12 protein-coding genes are annotated in these 15,710 nt (G+C 35.8%); 7 read left to right on the forward strand and 5 right to left on the reverse strand.

Annotation, left to right across the window (positions count from 1 at the left end; genetic code table 11):
- Positions 1–84: 84 nt before the first annotated feature.
- From DET49_RS02320 to DET49_RS02335, 4 genes are read right to left on the reverse strand one after another with little or no spacing between them, the layout of a single operon-like run.
- On the reverse strand, positions 85–756 hold the full coding sequence (locus DET49_RS02320) for a DUF4391 domain-containing protein (protein WP_133546543.1): 672 nt from the start codon (positions 754–756) through the stop codon (positions 85–87).
- Positions 757–3,990, reverse strand: a complete 3,234-nt coding sequence (locus DET49_RS02325; RefSeq protein ID WP_133546544.1) for a helicase-related protein — start codon at positions 3,988–3,990, stop codon at positions 757–759. It lies immediately after the preceding gene.
- Positions 3,974–7,129 carry a type III restriction-modification system endonuclease gene (locus tag DET49_RS02330; protein WP_133546545.1) on the reverse strand — a complete coding sequence of 1,052 codons (3,156 nt, stop codon included), beginning with the start codon at positions 7,127–7,129 and terminating at the stop codon, positions 3,974–3,976. Before DET49_RS02330 ends, DET49_RS02325 begins: the two co-directional genes overlap by 17 nt.
- Position 7,130: 1 nt before the next feature.
- The gene (locus tag DET49_RS02335) at positions 7,131–9,095 is read right to left on the reverse strand and encodes a site-specific DNA-methyltransferase (RefSeq protein WP_133546546.1); all 1,965 of its coding nucleotides are present in this window, start codon (positions 9,093–9,095) and stop codon (positions 7,131–7,133) included.
- A 159-nt stretch (positions 9,096–9,254) separates the two neighbouring features.
- Between DET49_RS02335 and DET49_RS02340 the strand changes: the two genes are divergently transcribed.
- The gene (locus tag DET49_RS02340) at positions 9,255–10,070 is read left to right on the forward strand and encodes a DNA-deoxyinosine glycosylase (RefSeq protein WP_133546547.1); all 816 of its coding nucleotides are present in this window, start codon (positions 9,255–9,257) and stop codon (positions 10,068–10,070) included.
- Between the two features lie 74 nt (positions 10,071–10,144).
- Here DET49_RS02340 and DET49_RS18375 read toward each other — a convergent pair whose 3' ends face one another.
- Entirely contained in the window at positions 10,145–10,321 is a 177-nt protein-coding gene (locus tag DET49_RS18375) for a hypothetical protein (RefSeq protein WP_166636527.1), read from the reverse strand.
- A gap of 278 nt (positions 10,322–10,599) precedes the next feature.
- Between DET49_RS18375 and DET49_RS02345 the strand changes: the two genes are divergently transcribed.
- The 6 genes from DET49_RS02345 (at position 10,600) to DET49_RS02370 (ending at position 15,709) form a co-directional block, all read left to right on the forward strand.
- A complete protein-coding gene (locus DET49_RS02345; RefSeq protein ID WP_166636528.1) occupies positions 10,600–10,944 on the forward strand; it encodes a hypothetical protein in 345 nt (114 codons plus the stop codon).
- Between the two features lie 114 nt (positions 10,945–11,058).
- Positions 11,059–11,925 carry an AAA family ATPase gene (locus DET49_RS02350; RefSeq protein WP_133546549.1) on the forward strand — a complete coding sequence of 289 codons (867 nt, stop codon included), beginning with the start codon at positions 11,059–11,061 and terminating at the stop codon, positions 11,923–11,925.
- Between the two features lie 4 nt (positions 11,926–11,929).
- Positions 11,930–12,913, forward strand: coding sequence for a DUF3871 family protein (locus DET49_RS02355; RefSeq protein WP_133546550.1), 984 nt, complete (start codon positions 11,930–11,932; stop codon positions 12,911–12,913).
- 18 nt (positions 12,914–12,931) lie between these two features.
- Positions 12,932–13,186 carry a hypothetical protein gene (locus DET49_RS02360; RefSeq protein ID WP_133546551.1) on the forward strand — a complete coding sequence of 85 codons (255 nt, stop codon included), beginning with the start codon at positions 12,932–12,934 and terminating at the stop codon, positions 13,184–13,186.
- Positions 13,187–13,328: 142 nt separating this feature from the next.
- The gene (locus tag DET49_RS02365) at positions 13,329–14,153 is read left to right on the forward strand and encodes a hypothetical protein (protein ID WP_133546552.1); all 825 of its coding nucleotides are present in this window, start codon (positions 13,329–13,331) and stop codon (positions 14,151–14,153) included.
- A 170-nt stretch (positions 14,154–14,323) separates the two neighbouring features.
- A complete protein-coding gene (locus DET49_RS02370; protein WP_133546553.1) occupies positions 14,324–15,709 on the forward strand; it encodes a primase-helicase family protein in 1,386 nt (461 codons plus the stop codon).
- The last annotated feature ends 1 nt before the right edge of the window (position 15,710 follow it).

The raw sequence follows: 15,710 nt of genomic DNA on the forward strand, positions 1-15,710 counted from the left end.
ACCTGTCTACTCAGAGAAAAATTATTTGTTTCTGTAAAGGTACCTTATGAGCTCGAGTAAAACTTGACAACTTGACTTGTCAACTTATTTCATCGTTTTCAGAGTACTACTTAATAGAGCCTTAAGCTCCTTTTTCTTTTTATTCAATTCCTGATTCAGTTCTACCTTATCCCTAAATTGAGTTTTAGAGCTTTTAATTTTCCTTTGTAGCTGGTCAATTGCAGTTTTCAAAGTTGCTTGTTTCTCCTGGTTTTCTACTAAGTCTGCCAGGGATGAAGTTTTATTCTCGCCTGCTAATTGGTAGCAAAATCCTTCATACACATTATCAAGGCTTTTCTTTAAGGGTAGTGAATATCTATGCATTTCCTCTTCCTTCATCCATTCTGAATTGAAGGTCCAATCAATTACAGAAATATTCTCATTAACTGGATGAGGGTGCTTGGTAGAGGTGGAAAAATAGTAATCCTCATCAGAGTTCACCAGAAATATTATAGGGTAGGGAATAGATTTATCTATAATATCCAAGAGAGCCTGTACCTTTTCATTCTGTTTTAATTCAACATAAAATATCTGGATCTCCTTAACTTCTTTGGCAGGTAGGTTGGTGGTGGTCTCAGATAGTTTGTAAGACCAGGTGATCCTTTTAATAAGATCTGTAAACAGTTGTTTTTGTTTACTATTTGTAAAGGAGTCAAAAGCATTTTTAGGAACCACGCGGTTCACTTTTACTTTGTCTGGGAGATCAAAAAATTCCATCTATTTCACGATTAAAAAAGAGATTAATTTAAAGTCCTCTATACCTTTTAATTTATCCTGTAAGGCTGTTGTGCCACCTGCCTGAAATAAACTCATTACATCTTTCTCTTCCTCTCTTTGTAAGATGGTACTGATGCTTTGTTTGAGTAGCTGAGAATATTTATTCATTTCCTGGTAATCATCGGTCTCATCACTCAATGTTTTGCAGAGATCTCCCAGGGGAGAACTTACCCCCTTACAAGCCATACGCATTGAATCTAATATCTTCTTTGGCTCTACGTGATTATAGACTACTTCTCCATTATTCCGCATATAAACCAGGTAGTAGGGGTGCAGCCTGTTCAGCTTATTTATGTTGACGCTGCTATTGATATTCTTCAGGATGAAAATTACACCGGGGGAAAGGTGTTCATTGGATTTCACAACTGTGTGTAATCCTTCTGGAATATTCTTCAGCTCTCCGTTGGCTTTTATAAGATTAGAGAGGTCAATTCTGAAGTCATTTAGTCCAAGGTCTGTAATACTCACTCCTTCTTTGAGATCTTCCAGGTCAAGAACTTCATCTCTTAAACTTTGTAGCTGGATCTTACGGTACTCAAGATCCTTTTCTTTTGTATTAAGGATATTATCATCCCCTGTACTGGTCATATTACTAATGAGCATCTTACTTTCTACCCTTTGCTTCAAGTTAATGTAAGAATCAAGAGTAATATCTGGCCAGAAATTTACCATTGTAATACTCTCATTCTTTGAACCAATACGATCTATTCTACCAAACCTCTGAATAATACGCACAGGATTCCAATGGATGTCATAATTAACGAGGTAATCACAATCCTGTAAATTTTGTCCTTCAGAAATACAGTCTGTAGCAATAAGGATTTCTATAGAGTCTGTAATCTTCGGGTAAAGCTGATTCTTATCTTTTGAAATAGGTGAGAAGCAAGTAAGAATTGCATTAATATCCGGAGGTACTTGTTTAGAAGTACTTAATTTTCTGGAGCCTGTTATAAGTGCACTATGAATTCCATATTTCTTCTTGAAGTGCTCTTTAATGTACTCGTACAGATAATTTGCAGTGTCTGCGAAAGCTGTAAATACAATAGCTTTTTTGTTGCCGGGATTTAAAGGATTTTCAATTTTATCTTCCAGAAGTGATATAAGCTTCTGAAGCTTCACATCGTCCTCCCCTGCAATATCCACAATTTTACTCCATAGGTCATTTAGGATGAAAAGATCTTCCCCTAAATCCTCTTCCCATTTAGTAGTATCCATATCAGAAATATGAACCTTTATTTTCTTGCCTATTACCTGTTCTTCATCACCCCAATCTGATTCCCAATCAAAATTTTCATCATCTAGCCGTGACAGAATCCCTTCGTAATCTCCACCATCCCCTTTTTTAATAGTTTTCATTACATTTTCTATCTGGGAAATAACATTCTCAAGGGTAAGGCGGAAAGAATCTACAGAACTTTCCAGCCGTTTCAGAAGGTTGATACGCATTAAAGTCCTCAAACTATTATCCCTGTCCATTTGGGATAATCTTCCTGATCCAGACCTTACTTCTTTATCATATAGATCTGCATATGACTGAAGCTTGCTTGGCAGGATATAATTTAAAGGAGTATATATGGATAAATTTAGAAGCGTGAGTTTTTCAGCAATCTCCTCATAGGTGATCCCATTATTATTTGTAAGAGGGGACTGGATAGAGAGAGGTTTATTCCTTTTTGGGAACTTTCCAATATCTGTCGTATCGTAATAGGTGGTAATATGTTTTCTGGATCTTGCTATGGTCAAGGAATCCAGGATTTCAAAAAAGTCGAAATCAAGCATATCCAGAAGTTTCTCAGTGGTTCTTTCCTCTGTTTCAAACTTACTCCAGGCATTAAATGCTTGTTGAGCTCTTCTAAAAATTAGATCAATACTGGAAGTGGTGTCAAGTCGATTGTCAATATTTGCTGCTTCCCCTTCATAGGCTAAAGCTAATTGATTCTTTAGATCATTGAACCGATTATTCACCGGGGTAGCAGAGAGCATCATAACTTTCGTTTCAATTCCTTCCTTGATGATCTTTCTTAGAAGTTTTTGGTACCTATTCTCCCTATCTGCATTGGGATTATTATTTCTGAAATTATGGGATTCATCTATAACTACTAAGCCATAGTTGCCCCAGTTCACATTTTCCAGTTGCCTTCCATTACTCACTCCTCTTTCCCTGGAAAGATCTGTATGGAAAAGAACGTCATACCTTAATCTGTCTTTAGCAAGTATATTATTCTTGTCATTATACCTAAAGGTGTTCCAGTTTGCTTCTAATTTTTTAGGGCAAAGAACCAGAACATCCTTGTTTCGCATCTCATAGTATTTTATAACTCCAAGTGCAGAAAAGGTTTTTCCTAAACCTACACTGTCTGCAAGAATACAGCCCTTGTATTTCTCCAGTTTATTAATGCTTCCAATAACAGCATCCTTCTGGAAATTATAAAGTCGTTCCCAAATAACAGTTTCTTTAAAGCCTATCTGATCATCCGGTAGGGTTTCTAACGAGATATCATCCAGGAAGTCATTAAAGATGTTATAAAGGGTAATAAAGTAAATGAACTCAGGACTGTTTTCTTTGTAGGCGCTCTCAAAATAATCCTGAACCTTATTTGTTACGTCGGTAAGATCATCATTGTTTTCCCAGATCTGGTTGAACCACTCTAGATATGCTTTACTGTCGGGGAATTTTGTTTTTTGTATGAGGGTAGGAAATCCCTTTTTACTGGTAATCCCGAGATCTGAAGTTGTAAAACTATTTACATTGGTATAAGAATAAGCTTCACCATTTCCATTCTTTAAGTGGATCATTCCGTTAAGCTGCTGATTGCTATGCTTATTGGTTTTAAATGTAACCTTCTCCTTTACCCATTTTGAACATTCCTTGGCAATGGCTCGTTGATTAAGCTGGTTCATCAACCTAAGCTCAAATTCACCACCACATAATTCAGATTCTTTTACAATATGTGGAATGTAAAATTGCCTGCTGTGCTTTTTAAATTCTTCTTCTATAAAAGTAGGAGAGGTAAAGATAAATCGCAGATCTTCAATTTTGCCTAACTCTTTTTTTAAAGCTTCAAACGCATAGATAGAAAAGGAAGCGGCTGCAATACTAAGTTTGCTGCCTTTCCTAATACTCTGCTTTAGATCGTCACCTAAATGAGTATTTACATTATCTATTAGCTTCATTCATTTGTTTTAGTTGCACAATATCCATCAGCTTTTCATAGCTGCTTACTTTTTCAAACCGCACCTGGTTACCACTTATTTCTTTAAAATGTTCTGTGGCACAGTGAATCTTCAGTTTTTCAATTTCCCTCAAATCCATATCTGAGTCTGAACCTTTTGTTTCAGCTACAAAATAAACTTGCTTCACTTTGTCCTTGTCAAATACTATAGCCCAATCCGGACTGTAGTTTGCAACCGGTGTAGAAACAGTAAAGCTTTTAGGTAACTTGGCATAAACTACTACTTCAGTACTGGTCTCTAAGGCTTTGGCGAAATTGGACTCAATTTTTGAATCTGAAGTTAAGAAGTCATAGATATGCTTTTTAAGCAGATCAGAATCCCTTAGAGTTGATTTATCATTCGTAAAGACCGTCTTAGCATCGTGCCTTTCTTCTGTTTTATGGTAGATGATATTATTGATGATTAGGCTTGCCTTCACCTCATTTATTAGCTTACTACACTTTGAAATAAACTCCTCGGGGTTTTTACGGATCAGCAGGAATTTCTCCTCTTTAATAGCTTTTAAAATTGCAACAATGGTTCTTCTGGTAAGGTTGGTGTGAACTTCAATCTCTCCAACTATATCGTATAAGGTATTGGTGTAAAGGTCATTCTTAATTTTCAGGTATTCCCGATTGGATTCCCTTACCAAATCACCTTCTTCCATTTGTTTTTTGGTACCATCCTGTAGTTCCCCTGTTTTGACCTCATAAATCCTGTCACCAATATTTAGCTGGGCATTTATTTTGATCTTACTATCCTCAATAAGTAATGCGGTGTCAAATTTCACCTCATAAATGGTCTTCAGATTTATTTTCTCCCATAGTTCCTGAAATTCCTTCTTATGGAAATTTTTATTGGTGTTTAGAACTACAGTCTGCCGTTCATCTTCAGGTTTAAATTCTTCCCCGGTGTAAACAGATTTTAGAAGTTTGGTAACTGCTTCCTGATATGGTTTCAATTCATAGGGTAAAGGCACTTCATTTTTCTCAATTAGTTCTCTTCCAACATCAGTGATCTTATCGTCAATATCAATTATACCATTAGCAAAAAGAGTTTTATTCAGGTAATTTGATTCTTTTTCAGTTATCCGATGCTCCTCATCTTTTTCATTTTTAACCAACTTTCCAATGAAGTAGTTTATATCGGCTTTTTGTGGTCTGTCCTTTAAAGTTTCAGCAATCTCCTTCTGTAGCCCTTTAGCAAAGGCTTCATAACTTTCAGACGCGATAACAGTAAGCTTGTTGATCTCGTGGACCTGATCTCCTACTGTGTCAAAGTCAAGACGTGTACCATTCTTATTTACACATAAGCGCATACCTCTTCCTACTTCTTGCCTTCGCCTGGTAAGACTACCTGTTTCAGGATTTTTTAGAGCACATATCTGGAAGACGTTTGGATTATCCCAACCTTCTTTTAAAGCAGAGTGAGAGAATATGAAACGTGTAGGCTCCTTAAAGCTTAACAAGCGTTCCTTATCCTTCATTATTAGATCATAGGCACTAATATCTTCTGAATCTTCTGAACCTCTCTTTACCGTTGGATCTGTTAATCTATTCTTCTTATCTATTGAGAAATAACCTTGATGCACTTCTTCAGCATCATCTCGTTTTAGGTACTGATCATAAGTTGGCATATAACCTTTATGCACATTCCCTGGGTCTGTCTCTTTTAGATAATCATTATAATCTTCCTGGAAAATATCAAGGAACTCGCTGCGCACCTTATTGTATTCTTCTTCAAAAATTCGAGCATATTCTCCCAATGCTTCCTCCCCATCTACATCATAAACACGATACTTTTCAACAGAATCTATAAAAAATAGAGACAAGACCTTTATTCCTTTTTGGTATAGCTGCTTTTCTTTTTGTAGATGGGAAAGGATACATTCTCGTATCTGGACTCTTCGGAAAGCATTTTCATCCTTATCATTCAAAATATCTCCAGGATATATGTCCTGCCCGGCAACAACAATTTTATTGAGATAACCATTAATTTCTGTAATGGTTTGGTTCTTATAAGCAGGCATATTACCTGAATTCTCATACAGGTTAAAACCTTCTTCAACCTTCTCCCTTTTCTTAATGATAGAACCTGAGGTTGTTCTTTTTTCGTATTCAATAATAGCATAAGGAGGTTTAGACGTGCTTAGGCTAATACCCTCCAGGTACAAATATCCAGTAGTTCCTGTAGATCCTTTAAGGTTAATACCTTTGACCTGGATCTTTTTTACCAGGCGCCTATTGTACGCGTCTAAAGCATCTAAGCGATATATTTTATTATAATCTTCTTTATGGGTTGCAGAATAACGGATAGTAAATAAAGGATTAAAATCCTGCATACTTTCCAGTGTTTTTTTGCCATCTACAGATTGAGGTTCATCTATAATAAGAATCGGATTGGTCTGAGAGATAATTTCAATAGGTTTCCTGGTGCCGAATTGATCTAATTCCTGATAAATTCTCCTGGCATCTTTTCCCCTGGCATTAAAAGCCTGTGTGTTGATGATCATTACACTAATTCTGCTATCTGAAGCAAAATTTTCAATATCCTGTGGTTTGCCGGAATTGTAAATAAAAGGATTGATCTTATGACCATACAATTCCTGAAAATGATCCTGAGTAACTTCAAAGGATTTATAAACCCCTTCCCGAATTGCTATACTTGGAACAATGATTATAAATTTACTCCAACCATATTTTTTCTGAAGTTCATACATTGTACGGATATAAGTATAGGTTTTACCAGTACCCGTTTCCATTTCAATGGTCAAATTATAACCAAGTTTGACTCCCTTAGGGCGTTCTATCTTCTGACTCTCGTGCAGGTCATTTTCTTTTTGTACCTGTTGGATATTCTTGAGAAGTTGACTTTCTGAAACCTGAATAGAACTATTCCTGTAACCAATATCCTCCAGAACCTCATTTTCAAAGGCAGATGTTTGGGTAATACCCGCAGCAACCTGCTTTGCTTTTTTTAGAAGATCCTTACTCCGTTCCAGGGTGAAGCGATTCGTTTTTAAAGCTTGACCTTTGAAGCAATTAACAACAGCTTCAACTGCCTGTACCTGAAAATCCTGTTCTTTAAATTGTAATTTCATTTTAAATAACTTTCATTTCAGTTTCAGGACTTAGCTGCTTAAGAAGCTGTTTTACATTTGTCTTAGCCGTATCATCTTTAAATCCACTATCTTTAAATACTACTCTTAAAGGAGCATCATCCGCAATAGCTTTAGCAAACTCTTCATCTACTCCTTCATCAAAACAAGCATAGAGAGAATTTCCGGCAACTTTAAACACTTCTTTTCCTGAAATTTCTTCACGTTCTATTTTTAGAGATAGGGGCAGACCCCAATCAACCATTACCTGTGCAAGTAGATCATCCGCTGTTCTGTCTGGTTTAACATTATCTGCAAATAACTCTAAGTTATCCTGTAAATATTCTTGGGGTTTATAATAGACGTCTTGCATATTGCTATCGTCCAGACGATATACTCTAAAGCCGTAATCTAAATCTGCTCCGGTTTCTTCTTTAATTTTTTTGCCTGCTCTACGTATACGTTCTTCACCTATTTCACAGATATTTTTATATCCTGCTTTATAGGCATCACTATTTTTATCTGTCAGCTCAGGAAGTTGAACCAGTATAAACCTTCGTCTTCCATTATCAATACTATTGAGGTTTATGGTCGATTGCGCTGTACTTGCTGATCCAGAAAAAAAATCAAGAATTATATTTTCTTGATCATCTAAGACTTCAACGCCTCCAAGGATTTCTTGAAGAAGAGAGGTTGGTTTTGGATGCTCTATGTATGATGATGTTGATTCAAAAATTTGTCTTACTTCATTTTCTCCATTGTCATTATTGACGATATGAGATTTTTGCACGTCTGTGCTCATCTTATATAAATGTCTCTTAAATTGAGGTGTTTTGTTTTCATCTTTCCCAAAGACTATTAAATCTTGCTCTAAAAGGCTTTCCATTGTTTCTTCCTTCCATCTCCACCCTCTTGCAGGCTTATTACATATTTTCTTTGTTATGGGATGTATTATATCATACATAGGACCTGTTCCTTGTGGCCAGGCAGCATTGTCTTCACGAAAAACTAAAAATTCATTATTTTTTATTTCAACATGCTTGTACTGAGAAATACCTTTGAATTTTTTATTGGACTTATAAAATGATTTTAATTCCTCTTGTGCTTTCTCCAATGTCGGCTTAGAATTATTCCATTTTTGTTGCAGGGCCATAACTTCTTTATAACCAGGTTTTGGAACTCTGAAACCGAGGCGGGATTCTCTTCTAAACTGTTTGTTTTTTGCATAGCACAAAATATATTCATGCGTTGTTGCATATTCCTTTGAATCATTTTTTGAAGTATTCTTAGTCCATATCAAATTTTCAATCGAATTAATGTCGCCAAATATTTCGTCACAAATTCGCTTCAAATTATGAATTTCATGTTCATCAATAGATATAAAAATTACACCGTCATTTGCCAAAAGGTTTCTTGCCAATTTCAATCTTGGATATATCATGCTTAACCAATCAGAATGGTAACGTCCCGACGTTTCAGGGTTAGCTACTAAACGAAGATTAGATTCATCTTTTTGTCCACTTTCCACCAATTCTTCCTTAACTTTTTTACTAAAGTTGTCTTTATACACGAAATCGCTTCCTGTGTTGTAGGGAGGGTCTATATAGATCATCTTAATTTTACCTAAGTAACTTTCTTGTAGGAGCTTTAGAACCTCGAGGTTGTCTCCTTCTATGTACAAGTTTTCAGTGTTATCAAAATCTACAGAATCCTCACGAACGGGCCGCAGAGTTTTTGTAGTAGGTAGATTGGCAGTCACAATAGCTTCTCTTTTTCCAGGCCATTCCAGTCGATACCTTTCTTTATTCCCTTCTACAATAGAATAACTCAACTCCTGTTTAAGAAGATCAAAGTCTATGGCTTTACCATCAGCACTTTCAGTAACGCAGTTGGGAAGTAAGGCAGCAATCTTTTCAATATTTTCATTCACAAGATCGGGGGAAGCAAGATCTAATTTTTCTACGCTCATATAGCAGGTTTCATATTCAAGGTTAAACTGAGATCGCGGAGTAGGGTGGTGCAATCGTAGCAACTACAATTTTAACGTTTCTTTTGGGAATTAGCAATTTTACCGCCAGGTATTTATCCTAAAGTTTTTTCTTAATTTTCTTTTTCAAAATTAGATGCAATGGCAGAAATTATCAGGAATAGAACTATTAGACCATCCACAAGATCTGCAAGCTCAGCCTATAAAATAAAGACTGATAATGTTGGTAGCGGTGATATTTTAATAGTGAATATTGACCACGAAGATGGAGGCTTTAATCAATCATATACTTTTAAAGGGGTAGAATTGGGAGGAAGAAATAGTATTCATTTTAAGGTCAAGGAAACCTCTGGAAATATTATAATAGAATGGAGTGGAGTGGAACCGCTTAAGTCTGGAAGTTTTGGAAAGGAAGTAAATATTCCCAAGCCTAAAAAGATACCAGCTACAGAAAAAATAATAAAACAGGTAGGTTCTAATCCCAAAACGTCCTTTCCACCCATTGCAGATAAGGATACCGAAATTTTAATATTGGGTACAATGCCAGGTGAGAAATCGCTCCTTTTACAAGAGTATTATGCCCATCCCAGAAATAAATTCTGGAAAATTCTATCGTCCATTACTAAAGAGCCATTCCCCTTCACCTACAAAGAAAAACAGGCTTTTCTATTAAAGAACAAATTAGGGATTTGGGATGTTGCACATTCCGCCCACAGAAATGGAAGCTTAGATTCTGCTATTCAAAATGAGGTTCCTAATGATATAGCCGGTTTTATTAAAAGTCATCCTAAACTAAAAGTTATTGCCTTTAATGGAGCAAAGGCAGAATCTCTGTTTGATAGGTATTTTGACAGATCAGGAAAGATTACCTATGTCTCCCTGCCCAGCTCCAGCCCTGCTAATACTGGGTTTGCTTTTGAAAGTTTGGGTGAAAGGTGGAAGAAGATACTTAGTTAAAATTTCTCCTACTTATTATTAGGAACGGCTAAAAGTTGACAAGTTGACGTCAAGTTTTTTAAAGCCATTTAAACCTATATTTCAGAATCGTCACCCAATTGTTTAGAGACTTTTTGCTCTAGATCAGTGAAGTTTTTATCTAATTCTAAAAATTCCTTCTCCAATTCGGCTGGATCGTAATCTGTGTTTTCTAACTGATAAACCAATTCATTAAGTCTCTGAGAAAGTTCCCGTATTCTGTTTGAAAGCATTGTTGTAAATGATTTATAATTTGCCAAAACTAAATTTTTTTTTCAAAATTTTTACCTCCTTTTTTTAATGAAAGCGCATCTTAATCTAAAGTACACCCCCGGGTCTAATTAAATTTTGGGCGCACCCCCGCCACCGCCATTTCTCTCCAGGTAAATTCTGTCCTCCTTCAAAGGTTTTTTATAAAAGAACCTAAACCGCCCTCACGGGCTTTCAACCCCCACTCGGCTATGGTCTTGGGAGATAGTCTCCAATAATTAATTTTAAAATCTTAAGAACTATGGTTACGATTGTAGATTACAAATCTTACGAAAAAGAAGATGGTGGTATTTTCCACGCACTTGTTGTTCAAGGAGGATTGGAAGCTGTAAAAAGCAAAGAAACAGGGCAGGTTTATTTTACTGCTAAAACTGCACAGGTATCAAGCACCTTTGATGAGGCTTCTTGTAAATCTCTTATTGGGACACAGCTCCCTGGAAAAATCAAGAGGGTTCAGGTAGAACCTTATGAATACACCAATACCATTACTGGTGAGATTACTACCTATTCTGAAAGAAACGTATTCGTTACAGAGGAAGAGGAAATATTGGAAAATAACCTGGAGGAAGAAAGAATGGTTATTTGATTCTTCAGGTTTAATAGAAATCAGAAAGAGCTTCTAATCATAGGGGCTCTTTTTTTGTATCACTTTGTTAGGTAAGGTCTACCACAACCTTAATGACAGCTAATAATCTAAATTATGAAATTAAAACAAGCGCAGCGAAGCCAGGTGAAATTAAGAATTGGCTTAAGCGGTCCCAGTGGATATGGAAAAACTATGTCTGCTCTCTTACTTGCCTACGGCATCACTCAAGATTGGAAAAAAATTGCAGTAATAGATACTGAAAACAATTCAGCCTCACTTTACTCCCATCTCGGCGAGTTCAACGTTTTAAATCTTGAAGAACCTTACACTCCACACCGATATATTGAAGCCATTAAAACCTGCGAGGATGCTGAAATGGAGGTGATAATCGTGGACTCCATATCTCACGAATGGTCTGGCAAGGGAGGATGTTTGGAAATGCACGAAAAACTAGGAGGCAGGTTCCAGGATTGGGCTAAGGTAACCCCATTACATAACCAATTTATTGATGCCTTAGTACAATCTAAAAGCCACATTTTAGTATCCACCAGACGAAAAGTTGATTATTCCCTTGATAAGGATATGAACGGAAAAACACGTGTAATGAAGTTAGGTACTAAGGAAATACAGCGTGAAGGGCTAGAATACGAATTAACCGTAAACTTTGAATTCATTAATGACAATCATCTGGTAAAAGCTTCCAAAGACCGCACTGGTTTGTTTATGGATAAGCCAGAATTTGTAATAAACCAGGCTACAGGTAAGAAATTAAAATCCTGGTGTTCTGAAGGTGTTTCATTAGAAGCTATAAAAAAGGAGATATCAATGTGCCATAACCTTGCAGGGCTTAAGCACATCTATGATAAATACCCTTCCCTGCACAAGGAATTATACCCTTTAATAATTGAGCGAAAAAACATTATTGAAGACAGTAATTCACAGGTAATCGAAGAAAACAAAGTACAACAACCAAAAAATTAAAAAAATGGAATTAATCACAAGATCCCCGATACAAAATCAAATGGTAGAGGAAAAGGAGGTAGTATCTTCCAACAAAACAAATTTTATTGAAGCAAATACAAAAAAGGTTACGCTGAAACATTTAAAAGAAGATTGTGTAGTGCCCGTATTTGCTCGTGATAATGAGAGTACAATTAGTCATTATGAATTTATTTTAAAAACCAGGGAGATAGCCCAGGATTTATTTCCCGAATTCAGTGTCTCTGAGCCTGAAATAAGAACTTCCCACTTAATTAAAGGAAGGATTCCCTCAGCAATAGGTATTCCAGCAAAAGAACTTAAATCTCATCAGATAACCAAATATTACGAACGCTGCGCTTTTGTTATGGAAATTCCTGAAGTTGTGGAAAATGTGAATGGAAATAAGCTTGCCTTAACAATCGGCGGGGTTAGAGCGTACAACCAGGAGAATCTTTTTAGTAAGAAAAGTCCTGAAAAGTTCAAGGTGTTCATAGGTTTTAAAAATATGGTTTGCACCAATCTATGTATTAGTACAGATGGTTTGGCAGATCAGATAAGGGTTAATTCATTAAACCAGTTATCTGAAGCAGTGGAGAACTTACTGGGCCAGTATAATCGAATGAAACATCTGGGAATGATGGAACGTATGAGTAGGTATGAACTTACTCAGGCTCAATTTGCTCATTTCATTGGTAAACTGAGAATGTACCAGTTTATGGATAAGACGGAGCAGAAACAATATTTCCCTGTTTCCTTGAATGACAGTCAAATTAATACGGTTGTAAAGAATTATTATCACGATCCTAATTTCTCCCGTAAGGAAGATGGATCAATTAATATGTGGAGAATTTTTAACCTTCTAACCGAGGCTAATAAAAGTTCTTACATCGATCAGAATCTGGAACGTAATGTAAATGCTTACGACTTAACCCTAAACCTGGTTAATTCGCTGCAAAACAGAACTGGAAATTGGTTCCTGCATAATTAATTCTATAGCTTTTTTGTAATGAGCGAGGATGAATTAGCAGATGTTTTAAGGTATAGCTCGCCTGATACCATTTACATTATCACCTGGAATAATTTACTCAAAAAACTCTTTTGTCCTTTTCGAGTGGTGGTTAAACACCAGATTGGGGAACTTGAAAAATGTGAGGTGGTTTGGGTTGACAGTGTTAAGGTAACGGTGAAATTAAAAACCGTTTTTATGGTAAAAGGGCGAGCATACTATTATGATCATTTTGAGATTTTAGATCCAGATTAGGATCTGGGAGTTATGCTGTATTTTGGATAACCAACCTTTTGAGACGGTTTCTCCTTAAAAACAAAACCACTGAAAACGGAATCTAGATTATTATATTTGCCGCACAGTACTATCTAGTGCTGTGTTGGTAAATATTATAGCTATGACTTTAGATCCAATAATAGTGGATGCAAAGATTCCAGAGATAATTAATAGAAAATATTTTTCTCTTCAAGAGCAGTTATTTTGGCTATTCGCGCGAAAGATCACAGCGACTATTATTGATGCTGAAAGTTATAGTGTTCACGTGAATGCTGATAATGAATTCCCTGAAACCAGGTATGATTTTACCAGAACATTATCAGATTATATTGCCGATGATGTTGATGAAAAATTTGGTAATCTCAAGGTCGAGCTTAATAGGTATTTAGTTACTCTAAAAAGTTCTGCTTCTAAAAATTTATTTATAGATTTAGTTTTAAATCAACTCCAATGGGTAGAACAGCAAGTGGAGCAAATCGAAGCACCGGAAAAGTATCTTGTTATTATTAAAAAAAGATTTTCTCAAAATATCCAGGAATTAAAAAGTACTCATATTAGTAGTAAGTATGATGTGAAAGAAAAAAAGAAGACCTGGAACATCCAGTATCTACGGAATTTTGAGGAGGATGAGGGGCGTTTTGAAGATTTTTACAAAAGGTTAAAGGACGAGGGTTTGGTAGAAACCAACCTTACATATTTTAAACAATTCTTCAACGACAAAGAGCCATCAAAAAAGATTAAATGGGCAGGGATTAAAGCACAACTTGTAACCTTTATTATTGAGTTGCGAATTAAAAATTGCATTAAAACATATCGCGAATGGAGTGCCTTTTCAAAATGTTTTGAAGCTGATTTCTCTATGAATAAACTAAGCTCCGATACACCTTTAACAAATAAGGACGAGATTAATAAAATAAAAGATATCCTGGCTGAACTGGATATCTAATTACCTGAGGCAGAAAAAAAATACAATATTTTTCTGCTGATTTTACAACTTGCCACCCTTGTTATTACCTGAACCAGATCTACTGCAGGTAAATTTCAACTTTTTACTACATATAGTTTTGCTTCCAATTCAGACCACGAGGGTTCTGGAGCTAACATAAATAAACAACAATGGAAGTACAAAAACACACCGGCACGACCTTTTATTCAGTCGATCCAAAAACTGGAAAAATATCATTGAGTTATGTAAAAGTAATTATGGTTCTTTCGGAAGCAGGCTTCTGCCGAATTAAGGTTGCCGAAGGAGATTATGTAGTAGTTAGAAGTATGGATAACAGGATTCGAAGAGTTTACAATGATGAATTAATTGAATTTCTCCGAGATTACCTTTTAATGTCAAATCCAAAAATTGAGGTTTTTGAAATTTTAATCCAAAATATAAACTCCCTAATTCAAAAAAGTAGGCTAAGTTTTCTAAGTGAAAGAAAATTAGAATCTGATATGGATAATTCACAATCCTCCAGATTTTATTTTAAAAATAAAATAATGCTGGTTGAAAAGGATGTTATTAAAGAGATTGAATATTCAACTCTAAAAAATACAATCTGGGAAAATCGCATTAGATCCTGGGAAATTGGAGAAAAACCTGATGGTACAGGTCAGTTTGAATCATTCTGTTTTAAAATATCAGGTAGTTGCACTGATAATTTTCAACGTCTGCAATCCATAATAGGTTACCTCCTACACCGCTATAAAAATCCTGCATTGACCAAGGCAGTACTTTTGTACGATAGTAAAATGAAAGAGACTGGGCTTGCCGAAGGAAGAACGGGAAAAACCTTAGTAACACAAGCTATTGGCCTCTGTAGAGAAATTGTGACATTTGATGGAAAAAACCTGAAGGAAAATAGCAATTTTCAATTCCAAAAGATCGAATTGACTACAGATCTTATGTTATATGATGATGTCCAGCCTAATTTTAATTTCTCTTCCCTTTTTGCCCTAATAACAACCTCAATAGAGATTGAACGTAAAGGAAAGAGCGCCTTTGACATACCGTATTCCCAATCGCCAAAAGTCTTAATTACATCAAATACATATGTGAAGGGACCTGGGGGATCTTCAGATAGAGGACGGAGATGTGAGTTTGAATTGGCAAATGTTTATTCAGACAAATTTTCCCCCGTGGATGATTTTGGGAATAAATTCTTCGAGGAATGGGACGCTGAGGAATGGGATCTTTTCTACTATTTTATGATGGAATGTGTGCAAGTTTTCCTGTCAGAAGGAATAATAGAAGGCAACCAGAAAGAAAATGCTAAGAGTAGATTAGAAAATTTGACCTCAAAAGTTTTTGTTGAAGCGGTAATGGAATTGTGTGATCTTGATGAATGGATTGTTCAACAAGATTTTGTGGAACTCCTTCAATTAGAACTTCCTGATTTATCACCTCATATGTTTACCAAATGGATGAAGTTGTATTGTTCTGAAATGGATTTAACCCTTGAAAAGAGGAATTCAGGAAGTGTATATTCTTTTAAACTCTGTAAAAATTAGA

Source organism: Salegentibacter sp. 24 (assembly GCF_004362395.1).
Lineage (GTDB): Bacteria > Bacteroidota > Bacteroidia > Flavobacteriales > Flavobacteriaceae > Salegentibacter.